We start from the raw sequence: 19,764 nt of genomic DNA, 5'->3' as shown, positions 1-19,764 counted from the left end.
GACGCGATGATCCAGGCCATCGGACTGACCAGCGCACCCCGCGGTGAACTCCCGCCCGCCGTCGACGACCTGAGCTTCGAGGCCCGGCCGGGCAAGATCACCGTGCTCCTCGGCCCCGCCGCCGCGGGCAAGACCACCGCCCTGCGCCTGATGCTCCAGCTCGAACGCGGTCGCGGCGTAGCCCTCTTCCGCGGCCGCCCCCTGCACCGCATCCCCAACCCGGCCCGCGAACTCGGCGTCCTCCTGGGCGACACCCCCGCCGACCCCTCCCGCACGGCCCGCGGGCATCTGCGCATGCTCAGCGCCGCCGCCGGCGTCCCGGCCGGCCGCGCCGACGACGTACTCGAGCTCGTCGGCCTCAGCGGCCTGGCCGACCAGCGCCTGGGAGGCTTCTCCCGCGGGATGGACCGCCGCCTGGGCCTGGCGTCCGCACTCATCGGCGACCCGCACACGCTCGTCCTCGACGAGCCCACCGAAGGGCTCTCCCGCCGCGAAGCGGCCTGGCTGCACGGCCTGCTGCACAGCTACACGGCACAGGGCGGCGCCGTCCTCGTCACCTCCCGCGACGCCAAGGAGGCCGCGCGCACCGCCGACCGCGTGGTCACCATGCAAGAAGGTCGACTTGTCGCCGATCAGGAAGCCGCCGACTTCGCCCGCACCCGCCTGCGCCCCCGGGTGGCCGTCCGCTCCCCGCAGGCAGACCGCCTCGCCACCCTCCTCGTCGACGAGTCCCAGCGCGCCGAGCACGCCGCGGATCCCGCCGTCGGCCGCACCATCGAGGTCGTCCGCGAGAGCGGCACCCGGCTCGCCGTCTACGGCAGCAGCTGCGGCGCCGTGGGGGAGGTCGCCTTCCGTCACGGCATCCTGGTGCACCAGCTCGCCGACGAGGTCGGCGACACCGGACCGGTCACCCCACTCCACCGCGCCGACGGCCGCCTGCCCGGTCCCGCCGCCGACGCCCCGTCCGCACCACAGCCTCCGGACGGCACCGCGCCCGAGCCGGCGCCCGCGCCCGGCCCCGCGCCGATGCTCCGCGTCATCCAGGCGGCCCGCGCCGCCATCGCCCCCAAGGGCACGGACACCGTGTCCGACACCCTCACCCTCCCGATCATCGGGGCCACCGTCCCCGCCGCCCGTCCGGCCCGGTCCTCGGCACCGGCCCCCGAGAAGCTCGCCATCCCCCGCCTGCCCGCCCCCGGCCCGGCCTGGCCGCTGCGCTACGAGCTGCGCCGCACGCTGAGCGACCGCACCGGACTGTTCGCGGCGGTCGCGTCCGTCCTCGTATCCCTGGCGCTGGCGCTGCTGCTGGCCCGGCAGGGCGAGGCGCCGATGTCCCGCGTCCTCACGGGCTGGCCCCGTCAACTGCCCTTCCCTCCGGCCGCACTGGGCGCCGGGCTCCTCGGAGCGCTCGCCTTCGGCCAGGAGTTCCGCTACCCGGCACTGGCCTCCGAACGCGGCACCGTACCCCGCCGCCTCGGGCTCCTCGTCGCCAAACTCCTTGTCAGCGGGGCCTGCGCACTGACCCTCGGCGTCTGCGTACTGACCGTCGACGAAGCAGGCGCCCGCTATCTCTTCGGCCCGGAATCGGTCACCAGCATCACCGAACTGCCATTTCTCGCTGCCGGTTGGCTGGCCCTGCTCATCGGCTGCGCATGGGCAGGCGTATTGGCCGCCGGTGTATTCCGTTCCACCGCAACGGGGTTGGCCGCCGTCCTCGCCGTACCCGTCGTCGTCCTGCCGCTTGTGCAGCGCGAGGTGACCGGGCCCGCGGCCCGGTCACTGGTGGGGCTGCCGGGGCGACTGGGGTCGTCGGCTCTCTATCAGTGGCCGTCCGGAATCGACCAAGCCGTATCGGTCGCCATGCGACTCGCGACCCAACCGGTCGGCAGCGCAATGGCGTTGTCGCTGACCGCGCTGGTCTGCGCGTATGCCGTCACGATGCTCCGCGGTTTGGCGCGCTGACCTCGTATGACGCCCGTTTCACAGCCCTGTTGTTGCGCCACTGTCCACAACTCGCCGCAGACGGCGCATTTCTTTCCGATAAAGCGTCAATTGGGAGATGACGGGCGATCACCCTTTCGTGTGCTTTTCACCAAAGACCTCAAGGGTGTTCAGGGTGTCGCCGACAAAGGATGCGTGAGTACCCTTGCGCACACCATGATGACCGCGGCTCGCCCCGGCGACACCGGCCTCGCAGGTCCGGGCGAGCTTGACCGCTACCCCTATGCCAACAGCGCCAATGCCGCGAACGCGGCAGGCGTGGACCGCGCCGAGCGCGTCTCGCCGGTCTGGGACGGCTCCGAAGCAGACATGGGCCGGGTCGGCCGCCGCAACGCCGGCAGCCGAGGCCGCGGTCTGCACGGCCAACTCGTCCAGCAGCTGGGCCAGATGATCGTCTCCGGCGATCTCGGCGCCGACCGCCCGCTCGTCCCCGAGGAGATCGGCCAGCGCTTCGAGGTCTCGCGCACCGTCGTCCGCGAATCCCTGCGCGTCCTCGAAGCCAAGGGCCTGGTCAGCGCCCGCCCCAACGTCGGCACCCGGGTCCGCCCGGTCAGCGACTGGAACCTCCTCGACCCCGACATCATCGAGTGGCGGGCCTACGGACCGCAGCGTGACGACCAGCGCCGCGAGCTGTGCGAGCTGCGCTGGACCATCGAGCCGCTCGCCGCCCGCCTCGCCGCCGGCCATGCCCGCGAGGACATCCACCAGCGCCTCGCCGACATGGTGGAGATCATGAGCCACTCCGCCGCCCAGGGCGACACCGTCACCTTCGGCCGCGCCGACGCCGAGTTCCACACCCTGCTGCTGTCCCTCGCCGGCAACCGCATGCTCGAGCACCTCTCCGGCATCGTCACCTCCGCGCTGCACGTCTCCGGCGGCCCGTCCGGCGGATGCGAGCGCCCCATCGAGGCATCCGTGGGCCAGCACCTGCGGATCGTCGACGCCATCGGCTCCGGAGACGCCGCGGCGGCCGAGTCCGCGATGCGCCAGCTGCTCGCCGCCCACGGCGAGGCCGGCGGCCAGGGCCCCGGGACGCCCGTCGACCACGTCGTCCCCGCGCCCCGCGAGCACTGAAGGGCCGCACTCGAATGCGTACGGACCGTGGGCGCCGCGCGGCCGGACGGCCCCGCGCCCCCCACGGGCGGGGTGCGCCGTACGCGTCGACGGCACGCGAGATCGTCGGATCCGGGACGTCACCCGGGTCCGGCGGTGAACCTCGGGAGGGTTGCATGTCATATGACCGGGAATGGGTCGTTATGAGGTGTGACTCGGGCCACGCAGATTGGGCGTAACGCTCTTCGGGGAAGCGCGATGACTTAAGAGGTGATAGCCGAGGAGGGAATACGGACGGCGTCGATGACGCTGTTCAGCTCCCCGGCTGCCCCCGCGCCGTCGGTCCATCCCCACCGGCGGTCGTCGGCTCCGATCCACACTGGACGGGGTCGGAAGCCGTTTCCATCGTTCCGAGAGGTTGTTCGTGTCGGCCAGCACATCCCGTACGCTCCCGCCGGAGATCGCCGAGTCCGAGTCTGTGATGGCGCTCATCGAGCGGGGAAAGGCTGATGGGCAGATCGCCGGCGATGACGTGCGTCGGGCCTTCGAGGCTGACCAGATTCCGCCAACCCAGTGGAAGAACGTTCTGCGCAGCCTCAACCAGATCCTCGACGAGGAGGGTGTGACGCTGATGGTCAGTGCTGCTTCTGCAGAGACGCCCAAGCGCACCCGCAAGAGCGTCGCAGCGAAGAGTCCGGCAAAGCGCACCGCCACCAAGACCGTCGCGGCCAAGACCGCCACGGTGAAGAAGGCCACCGCCGCAGCCGCCACCATGGCGGACCCGGCCGGTGAGACCGAGCCCGCGCCTGCCAAGAAGGCAGCGGCGAAGAAGACCGCCGCCAAGAAGACGGTCGCCAAGAAGGCGACCGCGAAGAAGACCGCCGCGAAGAAGACCGCGGCCAAGAAGGACGTCGACGAGCTGCTCGACGACGAGATGACCGAGGAGACCCCGGCGCCCGGCAAGGGCGACGCTCCCGAGGCCGCCGAGGGCGCGGAGAACGCCGGCTTCGTCCTGTCCGACGAGGACGAGGACGACGCCCCCGCGCAGCAGGTTGCCGCGGCCGGTGCCACCGCCGACCCGGTCAAGGACTACCTCAAGCAGATCGGCAAGGTCCCCCTCCTCAACGCCGAGCAGGAGGTCGAGCTCGCCAAGCGCATCGAGGCCGGCCTGTTCGCCGAGGACAAGCTGGGGAACTCCGACAAGCTGGCGCCCAAGCTCAAGCGCGAGCTGGAGATCATCGCCGAGGACGGCCGCCGGGCCAAGAACCACCTCCTGGAGGCCAACCTCCGTCTGGTGGTCTCCCTGGCCAAGCGCTACACGGGCCGCGGCATGCTCTTCCTGGACCTGATCCAGGAGGGCAACCTCGGTCTGATCCGTGCGGTCGAGAAGTTCGACTACACCAAGGGCTACAAGTTCTCGACCTACGCGACGTGGTGGATCCGCCAGGCCATCACCCGCGCCATGGCCGACCAGGCCCGCACCATCCGTATCCCCGTCCACATGGTCGAGGTCATCAACAAGCTGGCTCGCGTCCAGCGCCAGATGCTCCAGGACCTGGGCCGCGAGCCCACCCCGGAGGAGCTGGCCAAGGAACTCGACATGACCCCCGAGAAGGTCATCGAGGTCCAGAAGTACGGCCGCGAGCCGATTTCGCTGCACACCCCGCTCGGCGAGGACGGCGACAGCGAGTTCGGTGACCTCATCGAGGACTCCGAGGCGGTCGTCCCGGCCGACGCGGTCAGCTTCACGCTTCTGCAGGAGCAGCTGCACTCGGTGCTGGACACCCTCTCCGAGCGCGAGGCCGGCGTGGTCTCCATGCGTTTCGGCCTCACCGACGGCCAGCCCAAGACGCTGGACGAGATCGGCAAGGTCTACGGCGTCACCCGCGAGCGGATCCGCCAGATCGAGTCCAAGACCATGTCCAAGCTGCGTCACCCGTCGCGCTCCCAGGTGCTGCGCGACTACCTCGACTAGCCCAAGGGGCACGGACCACCCCGTGAGCCCGGTTCCTCCCTTCCGGAGGGGCCGGGCTCGCGGCCGTCCGGGTGCGGGGGACCTCCGTTTGGGTCACTCTGGGTGGGCGACCACTGTCCCCAGAGTCAGGAGTCCGTATGCGTCCGTCCCACGCTGTTCTCGGAGCCCTCGCACTGGTCTTCACCGTGCCGACCGCCGCGACCGCGGACGGATCCGTGGTCGGCGGCACGCCGGTCTCCGTCTCGCAGAGCCCATGGGCGGTCGCCCTCGCTTCCCACGGCCGGTTCGGCCCCGGGCGCTCCGGACAGTTCTGCGGCGGTGTCCTGGTCGGCAGCTCCACGGTGGTGACAGCCGCACACTGCCTGAGCAGGGAGGTACTGGGCGTGCCCTGGCAGCAGGTGAGCGACCTGCGGATCGTCATCGGACGCGACAATCTCTCGCACGGCGGCGGCCATGAGCTCAAGCCCGCGAAGGTCTGGGTGAACCCGGGATACGACAGCTGGACGAACGAGGGCGACATGGCCGTCCTCACCCTGCCGAAGCCGGTCAGGAACCGGCCGATCCCGATAGCGCGCGGAGACGACGCCGCCTACCAGGCGGGCAATACGGCCACCGTCTACGGCTGGGGGGACATGACCGGCGAGGGCAGCTACGCCTCGCGGCTGCGGTCGGCCGACGTGAATGTGCTCGAGGACTCCGTGTGCGCGCGGGCCTACCCCGGCAATGCGGACGGTACGTACAAGCCCGAGTCCATGCTGTGTGCGGGGGAGCCTGCGGGCGGGCGGGACGCCTGCCAGGGGGACAGCGGCGGGCCGCTGGTGGTGCGCGGGCGCCTGGTGGGGCTGGTGTCGTGGGGGACCGGCTGCGGCAAGCCCGGCAGCCCCGGTGTCTATACGCGCGCCTCGGCACTGCTCCCCGCGGTGTCCGGGCACGGGGCCGGTTGAGAGGTACGGCCATGGGTGCGAGGGGCCGCGGGGCCCGCCCGAGCGCACGAGTGCGGGCGGCCTCCCCGGTGGTGCCGGGAAAACCGCCCGCCGCACGGCCTCAGGCCGCTGCTCGCTCGTCGTGGATGCGAAGTGTCAGCGTTCCTCATCGGGCGCAGACGCAGGAGCGGTCAGCCGCTCCGTCTCGTCCTGTATTTCCGCGGCGATCTTCTTGAGTTCTGGCTCGAACTTGCGACCGTGGTGGGCGCAGAAGAGCAGTTCGCCGCCGGACATCAGAACGACGCGCAGGTATGCCTGGGCGCCGCAGCGGTCGCAGCGGTCAGCGGCCGTCAGCGGGCTCGCGGGTGTCAGAACAGTAGTCACGTCGCCTCTTCTCTAGCTCGACGAGCTGTCGTACCAGGGTCAACATCCAACCAGGCCGAAAACGTTCCCGCTTGTGCCTTTTCCTCGAAAAAAATTCTCCGAGGTGGCCGGGTGCTGCCGGGTGGCGGCGAATGAGCCGTATTGCGTGGTGGTCTGATTCACGTTGGTCGTTGGTGTCTGCCCTCCCGGCTGGCTTGCCGGTTGTTGATGAGGACGTGCCCGGAGCCTAAATGGTTCATGCCTGGAAGGGAACGTGATGTGCACGTCAGTCGGACGTCATACTATCGAGAGATCGAACGTGTGAGCGAAATTCCACTACGATGTACGTGCTTACGGGTGGCGTCACATCGGCTCTACCAGGCCTCGGTACCCTCTCACCGGCGACACCGCCACAACCGAGTCCGCGGAATGCGGACTGCCAGAAATTCAGCGAGGAGCGAACCGCGTGACCGCCGAGATGTCCGTGCCGTCCACCGCAGTGCTGACCGGGGCAGACCGGGACGGATCCAACTACACCGCGCGGCATCTGCTCGTCCTCGAGGGTCTGGAGGCCGTCCGCAAGCGTCCCGGCATGTACATCGGCTCGACGGACAGTCGCGGCCTGATGCACTGCCTGTGGGAAATCATCGACAACTCCGTCGACGAGGCGCTGGGCGGCTACTGCGACCACATCGAGGTGATCCTCCACGACGACGGGTCGGTGGAGGTACGTGACAACGGCCGCGGAATCCCCGTGGACGTCGAGCCCAAGACCGGGCTCAGCGGCGTCGAGGTCGTGATGACCAAGCTGCACGCCGGCGGAAAGTTCGGCGGCGGCTCGTACGCGGCCTCCGGCGGTCTGCACGGCGTCGGCGCCTCGGTCGTCAACGCCCTGTCCGCGCGCCTCGACGTCGAGGTGGACCGCAACAGCAAGACGCACTCCATCAGCTTCCGCCGCGGCGTCCCCGGTGTCTTCACCGAATCCGGCCCCGACGCCCCGTTCGACCCCGGCAACGGCCTGATCAAGGGCAAGCGCGTGCCCAAGACCAAGACCGGCACCCGGGTGCGCTACTGGGCCGACCGCCAGATCTTCCTCAAGGACGCCAAGCTCTCCCTGGAGACGCTGCACGCCCGCGCCCGGCAGACGGCCTTCCTCGTACCGGGCCTGACCCTCGTCGTCCGCGACGAGCGCGGCATCGACGGCGCGGGCAAGACGGAGGAGACCTTCCGCTACGACGGCGGCATCAGCGAGTTCTGTGAGTACCTCGCGCAGGACAAGGCCGTCTGCGACGTGCTGCGGCTGACCGGCCAGGGCACCTTCAAGGAGACCGTGCCGGTCCTGGACGACCGCGGTCATATGACACCCACCGAAGTCACCCGGGAACTCGGTGTCGACATCGCGCTGCGCTGGGGCACCGGCTACGACTCCACCGTCAGGTCGTTCGTCAACATCATCGCCACGCCCAAGGGCGGCACCCACGTCTCCGGTTTCGAGCGCTCGGTCACCAAGACCGTCAACGAGGTCCTGCGCAGCCAGAAGCTGCTGCGGGTCGCCGAGGACGACGTCGTCAAGGACGACGCCATGGAGGGCCTCACCGCGGTGGTGACCGTCCGCCTCGCCGAGCCGCAGTTCGAGGGCCAGACCAAGGAGGTCCTCGGTACCTCCGCCGCTTCGCGGATCGTCGCCCAGGTGGTGAGCCGCGAACTCAAGGCGTTCTTGGCCTCCACCAAGCGCGACGCCAAGCAGCAGGCCCGCTCCGTCCTGGAGAAGGTCGTCGCCGCGGCCCGCACCCGCATCGCCGCCCGCCAGCACAAGGAGGCCCAGCGGCGGAAGACGGCGCTGGAGTCGTCCTCCCTGCCGGCCAAGCTGGCCGACTGCCGCAGCGATGACGTCGACCGCAGCGAACTGTTCATCGTCGAGGGCGATTCGGCGCTCGGCACCGCGAAGCTGGCGCGGAACTCCGAGTTCCAGGCGCTGCTGCCGATCCGCGGCAAGATCCTCAACGTCCAGAAGTCATCCATCTCGGACATGCTCAAGAACGCCGAGTGCGGCGCCATCATCCAGGTCATAGGGGCGGGATCCGGCCGCACCTTCGACATCGACACCGCCCGCTACGGCAAGGTCATCTTCCTCGCCGACGCGGACGTCGACGGCGCCCACATCCGCTGCCTGCTGCTGACCCTCTTCCAGCGCTACATGCGGCCGATGGTCGAACAGGGCCGGGTCTTCTCCGCCGTACCGCCGCTGCACCGCGTTGAACTGGTCAACCCCAAGAAGGGCCAGGAGAAGTACCTCTACACCTACTCGGACAACGAACTGCGCCAGACGCTGCTCGAGCTCGAGCGGAAGAAGGTCCGCTACAAGGACAGCATCCAGCGCTACAAGGGCCTGGGCGAGATGGACGCCGACCAGCTCGCCGAGACGACGATGGACCCGCGGCACCGCACCCTGCGCCGCATCAACATCAGCGATCTCGAGGCGGCGGAGAAGGCCTTCGACCTCCTGATGGGCAACGAAGTCGCCCCCCGTAAGGAGTTCATCACCAACTCCGCCGCGACTCTGGACCGTTCACGCATCGACACCTGAGCCGTCCGCGAAGACCACGGGCGCCGCTCCACCCCTGGGTGGAGCGGCGCCCATCGCGCTTTCCACCCGCTGCCCACCCTGGCTCCGATCCGGCCGTCCGGCTCTCTCCGTAGCGTCAGGACGGTTGAGATTCCCTGTCCCAGGAGGCCCAGGCCATGAGCGGCGTGCTCACCATCGTCGTGATCACCGCGGTTGTCGCGTTCATCTTCATCCGGCAGTTCACGGCGCAGCGCGTCACCTCGTCGGGCGGGAAGTGGTGGCTGATCCCCGCGGTCCTGGCGGTCGTGGCCTGCCGGCAGGACGGCCTCCTGGACCCCGCGCATCACGCGGCCTCCGCCGTGCTGCTCGGCGCGGAGCTCCTGATAGCGCTGGCCAGTGGTGCCGCCTGGGCCTGGACCACCCGGATCTGGACGGACGCGGACGGCGAGGTGTGGGCCAAGGGCGGCTGGGCGACGGCGGGTGTGTGGCTGTGCGGGATGGCGGTACGCATCGGCCTCATGGCCGCCGCATCGCTGATCGGCGTCCACCAGAACAGCAGCCCGGCCCTCACCCTCTCCGTCGCCGCGATGCTGCTGACCCGGACCGGCGTCCTCACCTGGCGGGCCCGGGCCGCCGCCCAGGGGACGTACCGTGTCCCTGTTGCGGGCTGACGTTCCCGCGTGCCCGAACCGCCACGCATCGCTGAAGGACCGTACGTGCCGCCGAATCCCTGGACGAGCTGGCCCCTCCGGGAGTCCCTGTCCCGTGAGGGCCTCAGCGCGGCCCGGGTGTGGATCGCCCGGGTGATCCGTGTCCTGGTGGTGGCGGGCCTGATGTGGACCACCCTGACGGGGCGGGCCTTCAGCGGATGGGGTCTGGTGGCAGCGGCCGCCGGGATGGCCGCCACCGTTCTCGTGTTCCGCGGCTTCTTCCGCGTGACGCGGGCACGCCGCCTGTGGCCGTCCGTCGGCCTGTTCTTCCTCCTGGAGGCCGCGGCCTTCGGGTTCGCGTCCACCGGTGCGCGGACGGCCGCGATCGTGCTGTGGTGCGCATGTGCCATCACCGCCATGGAACGGCTGCCGCTGAACGTCGCCCTGCCGTGTTCCGCCGCTGCCCTCGGCGCGTACGCCGCGATGAACACCGGCAATTGGCCGGCGACCCTCACGACCACCGTCGGTCTGGCCCTGGTGGGCTACGTCGTACGGCTGGACGCGGAGGCGCGCGGCAACGCCCAGCGGCTGCTGGCCCAGGAGCGCGCGGCCCGTGCCGCCGAGGCCGAAACGGCAGCGCTGGCCGAACGAGGCCGGATCGCGCGCGAGATCCACGACGTCCTCGCCCACAGCCTCAGCGCCCAGCTGGTCCACCTGGAGGCGGTACGGCAGCTCATCCAGCGCAGCACCGACCTCGAGGCCGACCGTGAACAGATCCTGGAGCGGGTGGTCGCATGCCGGGGAATGGCCCGCGAAGGGCTTGACGGTACGCGTGAGGCGCTTTCCGCCCTGCGCGGGGACATGATCCCCATCGAGGACTTCCTGCGCCGTCTGACGGCCGCTGAGGGCGCGCAGCTGGAGGTGACGGGCGAGCGGCGCACCGTATCGGCGGAAGCGGGGCTTGCCCTCCGCCGGGTGGCCCAGGAGGCACTGACGAACGTCCGCAAGCACGCGCCGGGCGCCCGGGTGAGCGTGCAACTGGAGTACGCGGACGGGGCCGTGGGGCTCGAGGTACGGGACTCGGGCGGCAGAGGGGCGCCCGCAGAACTCGCGCACAGCGGCTCCGGGTACGGTCTGCTCGGGATGCGGGAGCGTGCCGAACTCCTCGGCGGAACGCTGGAGTCCGGCCCCGATGAGGAGGGTTACATGGTCCGGTTGAGGGTGCCCGCATGACGGCACGCAGGGCGGCACGCGTCGTGGTCGCCGACGACCAGACGGTGGTACGCGAGGGAATCGTGATGCTGCTGGGACTGCTGCCGGGCATCGAGGTCGTCGGATCCGCCGCGGACGGCGAGGAAGCGGTCCGCCTGGCCGCCGAACTCGCCCCCGACGTCGTCCTGATGGACCTGCGGATGCCACGCTGCGACGGCGTCGAGGCCACCCGCCGCATCCGCGCGGACCACCCGGGCACCCAGGTCGTGGTGCTCACCACCTACGCCGACGACGACTCGCTCTTCCCCGCCCTCCAGGCCGGAGCCCGCGGTTACCTCACCAAGGACGCGGACGGCGACGAGATCGTCCGCGCCATCGACGACGTGCTCTCCGGCGAGGCCGGCCTGTCGCCGAAGATCCAGCGCCGCCTCCTGGAGCGCCTCGCGGAGCCCGTACGGAACCCGCCGCAGCCGCCGGACGAGCCCCCGGACGGCCTGACCGCCCGCGAGACCGAGGTGCTGCGCCTCGTCGCCGAGGGCCGGTCGAACCCGGAGATCGCCCGCACACTCCACGTCTCCACCGCGACAGTGAAGACCCACATCAACAACCTCTTCGCCAAGGCGGGGCTGCGCGACCGGGCCCAGGCGATCCACTACGCCTACCGCCACGGCCTCGCACAGCCGCCCGGACGACCCACCTGATTCAGTGAAGCATTCGGATTGAAGAGTCCCGGATCTTCCTTTCTGTCCATCCTTGGGGCCCATGGTCAACAGGCCGGTGCAACAAGGAGTGTTCGGTGGACAAGCACGACGGCCGAGCGGCCGGCGAGCCGGGTGACGTACGGCTCGACGACCCCTGGTACGAGACGCCCGCCTCCGGGTGGGACGAGTGGACCGACGACACGACGGGTGAACCGGGCCCGGCGGCCCCCGCGCACCAGCCCGCCCCGGTGTCGCAGCCGCGGTCCGCGAGCCACGACGAGGTCTATTTGACGGTGCAGCGGAGCGCCGCCTTTCAGGAAGTACGCCGCCGCTACCGGCGCTTCGTGGTACCCGCCACGGCCGCCTTCCTGGCCTGGTACCTCGCCTACGTGATCGCGGCCACCGCCGCACCGGGCCTGATGGCACACCGCGTTACCGGTGCGCTCAACGTCGCGATGCTCGCCGGACTCGGGCAGTTCGCCACGACCTTCCTGCTCACCTGGGCATACGCGCGGCATGCGCGGCTGTACCGGGACCGCGCGGCACTCGACATCCGCTGGGAGACCCAGGAGCTGACCGGAAGGACCATCCGTTGACCGGCGACCACCGGACCCTGGCGCTGGTCCTGTTCAGCGCGTTCATCGCCGTCACCCTGGCGATCACCACCTGGGTGAGCCGCCGCAGGCACGGCTCACCCGAGGAGTTCTACGCCGGCGGCAGGCTTTTCTCACCCATGGAGAATGGTTTCGCCATCGCGGGCGACTACATGTCCGCCGCCTCCTTCCTCGGCGTCTCCGGGCTGATCGCCCTCTTTGGCTACGACGGCCTCCTCTACTGCGTCGGCTTCCTCGTCGCCTGGCTCGTCGTCCTCTTCCTCGTCGCCGAACTGGTCCGCAACTGCGGCAGGTTCACCCTCGCCGACGTCGTCGCCGCCCGGATGCGCGAACGCCCCGTGCGCATCGCGTCCGGCGCAGCCTCCGTCACCGTCTCCGTGCTCTATCTGGTCGCCCAGATGGTCGGTGCCGGCAGCCTGGTGGCGCTCCTCCTCGACGGGGCGGATGCACGTGCCCGCACCTGGACGGTCATCGGTGTCGGCGCGCTGATGGTCGTCTACGTCGCCTTCGGCGGCATGCGGGCAACAACGTGGATCCAGATCGTCAAAGCAGTGCTCCTCCTGGGCGGAGCACTGACACTGACCACCCTGGTGGTGATGCGCTTTCACGGCGACGTCAACGGGCTGCTGAACACGGCCGCCGCCCGCAGCGGCCACGGACGCGCGTTCCTCGCACCCGGACTCAAGTACGGTGCCGACTGGACATCGCGCCTCGACTTCATCAGCCTCGGCCTCGCACTCGTCCTGGGCACCGCCGGACTGCCCCATATCCTGGCCCGCTTCTACACCGTCCCCACGGCGCGCTCCGCCCGCCGCTCCGCCGTCTGGTCCATCGGCCTGATCGGCGCCTTCTACCTGATGACCGTCGTGCTGGGCCTCGGCGCCGCCGCGATGCTCGGCAGCGACGCCGTCCGCGCCTCCAACAAGTCGGGCAACACCGCCGTTCCCCTCCTCGCCCTGAACCTGGGCGGCGGCGCCGGTTCGACCGGAGGAACGGTTCTCTTCGCTGTGGTGGCCGCGGTCGCCTTCGCCACGATCCTTGCCGTGGTCGCCGGCATCACCCTCGCCTCGTCCGCGTCCGTCGCCCACGACCTGTACGCCTCGCTACGGCGCTCCCGCGGCACGGCGCGGGACGGACAGCGCAGCGAGGTGGCCGTGGCGCGCTTCGCCGCCGTGGGCGTCGGCGCCGTCGCCATCGGCCTCGCACTGGTCGCCCAGGACCTCAACGTCGCCTTCCTGGTGGGCCTCGCATTCGCCGTCGCCGCGTCGGCCAACCTGCCGGTCCTCCTGTACGCGCTGTTCTGGAGCCGTTTCACGACCCGCGGCGCGGTCTGGTCGGTCTACGGCGGCCTGCTCCCGGCGATCACCCTGGTCGTCCTCTCACCGGTGGTCTCCGGCACCCCGGAGTCCCTCTTCCCCCGGGCGGACTTCGCCCTCTTCCCCCTGGAGAACCCCGGTCTCGTGTCGATCCCCCTGGGCTTCCTCATGGGATGGCTGGGAACGGTGCTCTCCCCGGAGGCCGCCGACGAAGCCCGCCACGCGGAGACGGAGGTCCGGTCGCTCACAGGAGCGGGGGCCGCATGAGGGCTCGCCTCGCCCTGCGCCCTACGGCGATCCGGGCCCGGTTGCCGCGTGCCGCGCCTCAGACCCACTCGTAACGGTGCTCGGGGCGGCCGGTCTCGCCGTACCTGAGGGTGAGACGGACTCGTCCGGTGCGTTCCAGGAGCTTGAGGTAGCGCTGGGCGGTCTGCCGGCTCAGCCCCGCCTGGAGGGCGACGTCCTGTGCGGACAGCGGGGCGTCCGCGGTCCGCAGCACCGAGCGCACACGGTCTGCGGTCGCGGTGGAGTGCCCCTTGGGCAGGTCGGTGGAGCCCGCGCCGGCGCCCCCCAACGCGCCGAAGATCCGGTCGACTTCGGACTGCTCCGCCTGGCCGCCGCTCTCGAAAGTACGGTGCAGTGCCGCGTACCCCTCCAGTTTGGAGCGCAGGCCGGCAAAGGTGAACGGCTTGACCAGATACTGCAGCGCGCCGTGGCGCATGGCAGCCTGCACGGTCGCGATGTCACGCGCCGCCGTCACCATGATCACGTCGGTGAGCAGACCGCGCCGCCGTAGCTCGGCCACCAATTGGAGCCCCGTACCGTCCGGGAGGTAGTGGTCCAGCAGGATCAGATCCACGGGGTACGCTTCGAGGGCGGCCAGCGCCTCGGCGGTGGAGTGGGCCAGGCAGCTGACACGGAAACCCGCCACCTTGGCGACATACGCGGCGTTGATCTTCGCGACTTGCACATCGTCGTCCACGACCAGTACGTCGATCATCGGTCGTCTCCCGTGGCGTCCGCGACTTCCCCGGCATCTTCGGCACTTGCGGAATGCGGAGCGCGGTCGGCGCCGGCAGGCCTCCTGGTGGCGGTGGCGGTGGCGTCCTTGCGCCCTTCATGACCCGATGCTTCACGCTTCTGTTCTTGAAGCTCTTCGGACAGCGCATCAGGGACGGTCACCGTGAACACCGCGCCACCACCCGGACGTTCTCCGACCGTGACGCTGCCGCCGTACCGCTCGGCAAGGCGGCGTACCAGCGCGAGACCGATGCCGCGCCGCCCATGAGCCGGCGGTTCCTTGGTCGTCCAGCCCTCCGTGAAAATCTCTGCGCGACGGGCCTCGGGGACGCCCGGCCCGTTGTCACAGACCCGGACAACGGCGGTCCGGCCGTCCGCACGGACTTCCACCTCCAGGCGCGCATCCCGCCCTCCCGCCGTGGCGTCCAGGGCGTTGTCCACAAGGTTGCCCGTGACGGTGACCAGGCTGTGCGGGTCGACCAGCCGGTCGGGGAGGTACGTGTCGGGGGAGAGGCTCAACGAGGCACCACGCTCGGTCGCGACGGTGGCCTTGCCGACCAGCAGGGCGGCCAGGAGCGGATCGCGGATGCGCTCGGTGACCTGTTCCGCGGTGGCCCGGTGTACGCCCACGGCCTGCGTCACGAACTCCACGGCCTCGTCGTACAGCCCGAGTTCGAGCAGGCCAAGGAGCGTATGCAGCCTGTTGGCATGCTCGTGGTCCTGGGCGCGGAGAGCATCGATCAGCCCACGGGTACCGTCCAGCTCGCGCCCCAGCCGCTCGAGTTCGGTGCGGTCGCGCAAGGTGACCACGGCGCCCCCGTCATCGGTGGGCATGCGATTGGCCACCAGGACACGCTGCCCGCTGACGGCGAGCAGATCCCCACCGGAGATCCGGCCGGCGAGCACATCGGTCGTACGGCCCGGCGGCAGGGTCTCGTCCAGGTGGCGGCCGGTGTCCTCGGCACGCAGGTCGAGCAGACGCTGGGCCTCGTCGTTCATGAGGCGGATCCGGCCGTGCTCGTCCAGTGCGATGAACCCTTCACGGATACCGTGCAGCATTGCCTCGCGCTCCGTGAGCAGCGCGGAGATGTCGGAAAATGCAAGGTCGTGGGTACGGCGCTGGAGACGGCGGGCGACAAGGTAGGCGGCGAGAGCACCCACGGCGAGGGCCCCGCCCGCGTAGGCGAGCAGCTCGGGCACGGTCGACAGCAGCCGTCCCCGCACGCTCTCGTACGAGATACCGACCGATACGGCTCCGACAACCTTGCCGTTCTCATCGCGCAGCGGGACCTTGCCGCGTGCGGAGCGGCCGAGTGTTCCCTCGTCTATCTCCATGACCTCCTTGCCGGAGAGAACGACGCTGGGGTCGGTGGAGACGTGGTGCCCGATCTCGGCCGGGTCGGTGTGGGACCAGCGCACACCTCGCTGGTCCATGATCACGACGTACTCGGCGCCGGTGGCGGCGCGGATCCGCTCGGCTTCGTTCTGGACCGGGCCGTGCCGCGTCGGGCGGGAGGTCTCCAGGGCGTCGTCGAGGCGTGGCTCGGCGGCGGTGGTCTGGGCGATGGCGAGTGCGCGGTGCATCGCCTGATCGTCGAGTTCGGCGCTGAGCGGGGCGAGGAATAGCCCGGTCGCGAGCGCCGTGACGCCGGTGGCGATGGCCAGCTGCATCATCAGCACCTGGGAAAAGACCCGACGCGGCCAGCCGAGACGCAGCCTGGGGGCCGTGCGCTGACGCTCGGCCGGGGACGGGCCTGGTACGGGCCGCTGACTGCGGCTGTGTCGATCGGCACTGCCTGGCGCCCTGGTAGAGGCGCTGGAACGCGGCGCGTGGCCCGAGGGCCGTGCGGCGCTCGGGCGCGAGGCCGGTTCGTCCTTCTCGCCCATATGAACGAACAGTAAGCGCGCAGCCGGTCGGGCCGGTAATCCCTCCCAGGGCGGCTGCGGAGGGTGGCCGGAGGGCGACGCGTATGGGTGCAGGAGACCCTGCGCAGAGTTATCCACAGGCCTTTCGGTTGCGGATTGTGGGCGCTTAGCCTCGCACGGTGAAGGCTCGGGGTGCGTGCGCTGGCCGGCGGTTGTAGTGGGTGCGAGGCGGCGCAAGGCGAAGCAGCGGTGAGCGGAATGTGTGGAGGGGTGGCTATGCGATGGACACGGGATCGGCGCGATCAGGGACGGGGCACCGAACCCAGGGGTGCACGGCGCCCGGTCACGATGCTGGACGCTGTCGGGGCGGTGCTGGGCGGCCTGGAGCTGGCAGTGACGTTCGGGGTGGTTTTGGGGCTCGTCATGACGCGCAGCCGGGCGCCCGGTGCCGGAGTTCCGCCCGCAGATGCGTGCCGCTGCAGGTGTCGCCCGGAGGCCGGGGAGCGGGAGCGGCCCCCGGCGTCAGGGAACCGGAACGACGAGCGAAGCGGGCCGCGTCGCGGCGTGGGTGTTCGCGATGGCGGTGATGGAGGTGACCGCCATACGCGCCGGTGGACCGAGCGGCGCACCACAGCTGGCGGGCGCCGGAGCACCGTCGGCCCGCTGCTCCACCGCGACGCGCCAAAGGCGTCCGTTGGTGTGCGCGACCGTAACGGACCAGGCGGGAGGGCTTCCCGCAACCGGGCCGCCAGCGGGCGCCCGGCCGTCGGTCCGCCTCGGTTCGGGCCGCACCGCGTCGGCCCGTACGACGTCGAGTGCGTCCGCCCGCTCCTCCCGGAGCAGCTCGCGGACCGCGAGGTCGGCAGCCTGCGCCGGCCGGTCCCACGCAGAGCGGCCACGGCAGTGGTCAAGCGTGATCCGTCCGTCGCGCGCCGCCTCCACGGCGTCCTTGACGAGATGAGCCGACGCCCGCCCGTAGGCGTAGCCGTACGGGAGCACGAAGAGCGTGGGGGAGAAGCGGTGGCCCCCGATGTGGGTGATCTCCCAGGTCTCGGCTCCGCTGGCGGCGAGCTCGGCGGCCAGCGGCCGGCCGAGAAGCGCGCAGCAACGGTCCCGCTTGCCGTTGGTGCAGACGAGGACCAGAGGCTCACCGAGGTACGGCTCCCAGAGGCCGCCGTGGTCCCCGGCACCCAGCGCAGTGAAGTCCAGTCCGAGAACGGCCCGCGGGTCGGTGACTGTGGTGGAGCGGATCCACGAACGGCCCGGCGCGGTGTGCGCGACGAACAGGCGCCGCCGGGAGGCGGCGTGGCAGTCGGCATGCCGTCCGGGCCGGCGGATGAGGGCGACGCGCACTCTCGTGCCGTCTGTCGCGGTCTCCAGGGCCCGGCCGATGTCCGGATCGAGGTGGCTGTCCGTCAGCGCATTGGCCCCCCAGGGGCCGGTCTGCTCGATGAGCAGCCAGGTGCGGGCGGTGGCCGCGGTCCCGGCGACGGGTTCGGCCGATTCGCGGGAAACGGCAGCGCATGTGCTCACAAAGGTAAGCCTAACCTGAGTCGTGGTGGGGGGTCTTCACGGGGCGACACCGGTCTGTGCCATGACGGCGGCTGCAGTGGAAGGGAGCCGCTGTTCTGCCTATTGGGGTGTATGGGCCGGGTGCGTTCTCCGAACGCTCCCAGGCTTGCCCGATCCAGCCGGCCGTACGGGCGACGGCGAAGATCGTTTCGTCGGCCTCGGCGGGTACTCCCGCCGACACGGCCAGTACGGCCAGCGCAAGGTCGACGCTAGCGGCAACTCGGCGTGCCTGGCAGTGGCGATGATCACGTCTCGCGCGGCCCACAACGCCGACTGCGCTGGCGGCACGTCGTTGGGTTCGCCGCCCGTGTCATCGCCACGACCGGTGCCGACCCTCGTGGCCTGTCTGACCGGTGCGGCCGGTGCCCTCTCGGCCCGTTGGGCGGCGGCTCCCGGCCGGGCGCTCGGCATGCTTGATGACATTGGTACGCGGGACCGCATCGATCCGCCGCCCGCCCGCCCGCCCGCCCGCGCCGTAGCTGTTGCCCGGCGTCGTGGCCCTGACGCCGTCCGTTGGGCGACCGGGCGATAGGGGAGCGGGGAGCTGGGGAGGACGGCGGCAGACGCCGGGCAGCTGGCGGGCGGCGGCCGAACGGACGTTACGGGGGGGCCAAGAACACTGCAGGCAGTGCTGAGGGCCGAGCGGGGGCGTGTCAGCGGGGGTCCGTTACGATCGTCAGCTCGTTCGCCGCCGGTCCGCGCGGCTCGCCACCCGCTCCATGGAGGCGCTCCCTTGGCCACGCAACAGATCCCGGTCGTCGTGCTCGCGGGCTTCCTCGGGTCGGGTAAAACCACCCTCCTCAACCACCTGCTCGGTGCCGGCGCCGGAACCCGCATCGGTGCCATCGTCAATGACTTCGGCAGCATCGAGATCGACGCGATGACCGTCGCCGGGCAGGTGGACTCGATGGTCTCGCTCGGCAACGGCTGCCTCTGCTGTGCGGTCGATACCAGCGAGCTCGACACCTATCTGGAGCGGCTTGCCCGCCCTGCTGCCCGTATCGACGTGATCGTCATCGAGGCGAGCGGCCTTGCGGAGCCCGAGGAACTCATCCGGATGATCCTGGCCAGCGAGAATGACCGGATCGTTTACGGCGGGCTGGTCGAGGTGATCGACGCGGCCGAGTTCGCGGGCACCCGTGCCCGGCACCCCGAGCTGGACCGTCATGTGGGCATTGCCGATCTGGTGGTGCTCAACAAGGCCGACCGTATCGGGGACGCGGCGCGCCAGGAGCTCATGGACACGCTCGCGGATCTTGCACCGGGCAGGCCCGTGGTCTGTACGGCGTACGGGCGGATCGACCCGGAGCTGTTCTTCGATCGCGGCGCGGGCGAGGACCTGGAGGCGGGGGTCAGGCAGCTGTCGTTCGAGGATCTGCTGCGGGAGAGCGCCGGGGACCCCGCCTCGACGGCCGGTAACCCGCACGTCGAGCATGACGAGCATCACGGTCACGACCATGGCCCGGGGGAGCTGTGCACTCACCTGCACGCCGCCTACCAGAGCGTGGAGTTCACCTCGTCGGAGCCGATGAATCCGCGGCGGCTGATGGACTTCCTCGACAGCCGGCCGGCCGGCCTCTACCGGATCAAGGGCTTTGTCCACTTCGATGTACCGGGCAGTCGGCAGAAGTTCACCGTGCACGCCGTCGGGGACTTTCTGCGCTTCTATCCCTCGCCCTGGGGCCGTGACGAGGAGCGCAGCACACAACTCGTGCTGATCGGCAGCGGGATCGATGCGGCGGCTCTGCGGAAGGAGCTGGCGACGTGCCGCGACGACGCCCCACAGGAGGCTTCCGAGCACAGCATGTGGGGCGTCCTGCGCTACGTGGCCGCTCGCGAGGAGTGACCACGGGCCAGGGGCCGGCGGCCACAATGCAGTGAGTCGCACAAGACCGCCGGCAACGAGGCCACGGCTCACCCATCACCCCGCCC

The 19,764-nt window shown here is 70.6% G+C and carries 16 protein-coding genes and 1 pseudogene; 12 read left to right on the top strand and 5 right to left on the bottom strand.

The genetic code is table 11. From position 1 onward, the window contains the following. The first annotated feature begins 6 nt into the window (after positions 1-6). The 4 genes from ADL29_RS15440 (at position 7) to ADL29_RS15425 (ending at position 5,973) form a co-directional block, all read left to right on the top strand. On the top strand, positions 7-1,962 hold the full coding sequence (locus ADL29_RS15440; RefSeq protein ID WP_053924228.1) for an ABC transporter ATP-binding protein: 1,956 nt from the start codon (positions 7-9) through the stop codon (positions 1,960-1,962). 120 nt (positions 1,963-2,082) lie between these two features. After that, positions 2,083-3,075 carry a FadR/GntR family transcriptional regulator gene (locus ADL29_RS15435; protein WP_078971021.1) on the top strand — a complete coding sequence of 331 codons (993 nt, stop codon included), beginning with the start codon at positions 2,083-2,085 and terminating at the stop codon, positions 3,073-3,075. Between the two features lie 397 nt (positions 3,076-3,472). Beyond that, entirely contained in the window at positions 3,473-5,029 is a 1,557-nt protein-coding gene (locus ADL29_RS15430; RefSeq protein ID WP_078971020.1) for an RNA polymerase sigma factor, read from the top strand. 137 nt (positions 5,030-5,166) lie between these two features. Continuing rightward, positions 5,167-5,973, top strand: a complete 807-nt coding sequence (locus ADL29_RS15425; RefSeq protein WP_053924226.1) for a S1 family peptidase — start codon at positions 5,167-5,169, stop codon at positions 5,971-5,973. A 135-nt stretch (positions 5,974-6,108) separates the two neighbouring features. Here ADL29_RS15425 and ADL29_RS15420 read toward each other — a convergent pair whose 3' ends face one another. Beyond that, a complete protein-coding gene (locus ADL29_RS15420; RefSeq protein WP_046925631.1) occupies positions 6,109-6,336 on the bottom strand; it encodes a DUF7455 domain-containing protein in 228 nt (75 codons plus the stop codon). A 445-nt stretch (positions 6,337-6,781) separates the two neighbouring features. Between ADL29_RS15420 and ADL29_RS15415 the strand changes: the two genes are divergently transcribed. From ADL29_RS15415 to ADL29_RS15390, 6 genes are all read left to right on the top strand, one after another. Further along, positions 6,782-8,902, top strand: a complete 2,121-nt coding sequence (locus ADL29_RS15415) for a DNA gyrase/topoisomerase IV subunit B (RefSeq protein ID WP_046925630.1) — start codon at positions 6,782-6,784, stop codon at positions 8,900-8,902. 155 nt (positions 8,903-9,057) lie between these two features. Next, positions 9,058-9,552, top strand: a complete 495-nt coding sequence (locus ADL29_RS15410; RefSeq protein WP_053924225.1) for a hypothetical protein — start codon at positions 9,058-9,060, stop codon at positions 9,550-9,552. A gap of 45 nt (positions 9,553-9,597) precedes the next feature. Next, positions 9,598-10,764 (top strand): sensor histidine kinase, encoded by a 1,167-nt coding sequence (locus tag ADL29_RS15405; RefSeq protein WP_053924224.1) that lies wholly within the window; start codon positions 9,598-9,600, stop codon positions 10,762-10,764. Continuing rightward, entirely contained in the window at positions 10,761-11,444 is a 684-nt protein-coding gene (locus ADL29_RS15400) for a response regulator transcription factor (protein WP_053924223.1), read from the top strand. Before ADL29_RS15405 ends, ADL29_RS15400 begins: the two co-directional genes overlap by 4 nt. 95 nt (positions 11,445-11,539) lie before the next feature. Next, positions 11,540-12,040, top strand: a complete 501-nt coding sequence (locus ADL29_RS15395) for a DUF485 domain-containing protein (RefSeq protein WP_053924222.1) — start codon at positions 11,540-11,542, stop codon at positions 12,038-12,040. Beyond that, on the top strand, positions 12,037-13,641 hold the full coding sequence (locus ADL29_RS15390) for a solute symporter family protein (protein WP_053924221.1): 1,605 nt from the start codon (positions 12,037-12,039) through the stop codon (positions 13,639-13,641). The genes ADL29_RS15395 and ADL29_RS15390 overlap by 4 nt, the downstream gene beginning before the upstream one ends. A 58-nt stretch (positions 13,642-13,699) precedes the next feature. On the opposite strand, the gene ADL29_RS15385 is transcribed toward ADL29_RS15390, so the two are convergent. From ADL29_RS15385 to ADL29_RS46595, 4 genes are all read right to left on the bottom strand, one after another. Further along, entirely contained in the window at positions 13,700-14,374 is a 675-nt protein-coding gene (locus ADL29_RS15385; RefSeq protein WP_053924220.1) for a DUF7342 family protein, read from the bottom strand. Beyond that, complete coding sequence (locus ADL29_RS15380) at positions 14,371-16,065, bottom strand: ATP-binding protein (RefSeq protein ID WP_425424246.1); 1,695 nt, start codon at positions 16,063-16,065, stop codon at positions 14,371-14,373. Before ADL29_RS15380 ends, ADL29_RS15385 begins: the two co-directional genes overlap by 4 nt. A gap of 717 nt (positions 16,066-16,782) precedes the next feature. Continuing rightward, entirely contained in the window at positions 16,783-17,793 is a 1,011-nt protein-coding gene (locus tag ADL29_RS15375; RefSeq protein ID WP_053924219.1) for a ferredoxin family protein, read from the bottom strand. A gap of 10 nt (positions 17,794-17,803) precedes the next feature. Further along, on the bottom strand, positions 17,804-18,013 hold the full coding sequence (locus tag ADL29_RS46595) for a hypothetical protein (protein WP_425424245.1): 210 nt from the start codon (positions 18,011-18,013) through the stop codon (positions 17,804-17,806). Between the two features lie 116 nt (positions 18,014-18,129). On the opposite strand from ADL29_RS46595, the pseudogene ADL29_RS45235 reads away from it, so the two are divergent. Together ADL29_RS45235 and ADL29_RS15370 are read left to right on the top strand one after the other, a co-directional pair. After that, positions 18,130-18,280: pseudogene (locus ADL29_RS45235) on the top strand (citrate/2-methylcitrate synthase); the annotation flags it as partial. A 285-nt stretch (positions 18,281-18,565) separates the two neighbouring features. Continuing rightward, positions 18,566-19,678: a CobW family GTP-binding protein gene (locus tag ADL29_RS15370; protein ID WP_053924218.1), complete on the top strand. Its 1,113-nt coding sequence runs from the start codon at positions 18,566-18,568 to the stop codon at positions 19,676-19,678. Positions 19,679-19,764 lie beyond the last annotated feature (86 nt).

Origin of the sequence: Streptomyces chattanoogensis, from assembly GCF_001294335.1 — a bacterium.
Lineage (GTDB): Bacteria > Actinomycetota > Actinomycetes > Streptomycetales > Streptomycetaceae > Streptomyces > Streptomyces chattanoogensis.
The sequence above is the reverse complement of the archived record's forward strand: the minus strand, read 5'-3'. Positions and strand labels throughout refer to the sequence as shown.

Coding starts and splice junctions, on each gene's coding strand:
- ADL29_RS15410 (WP_053924225.1), top strand. CDS start 9,058: ATGAGCGGCGTGCTCACCATCGTCGTGATCACCGCGGTTGTCGCGTTC.
- ADL29_RS15380 (WP_425424246.1), bottom strand. CDS start 16,065: ATGCAGCTGGCCATCGCCACCGGCGTCACGGCGCTCGCGACCGGGCTA.
- ADL29_RS15385 (WP_053924220.1), bottom strand. CDS start 14,374: ATGATCGACGTACTGGTCGTGGACGACGATGTGCAAGTCGCGAAGATC.
- ADL29_RS15400 (WP_053924223.1), top strand. CDS start 10,761: ATGACGGCACGCAGGGCGGCACGCGTCGTGGTCGCCGACGACCAGACG.
- ADL29_RS15440 (WP_053924228.1), top strand. CDS start 7: ATGATCCAGGCCATCGGACTGACCAGCGCACCCCGCGGTGAACTCCCG.
- ADL29_RS15425 (WP_053924226.1), top strand. CDS start 5,167: ATGCGTCCGTCCCACGCTGTTCTCGGAGCCCTCGCACTGGTCTTCACC.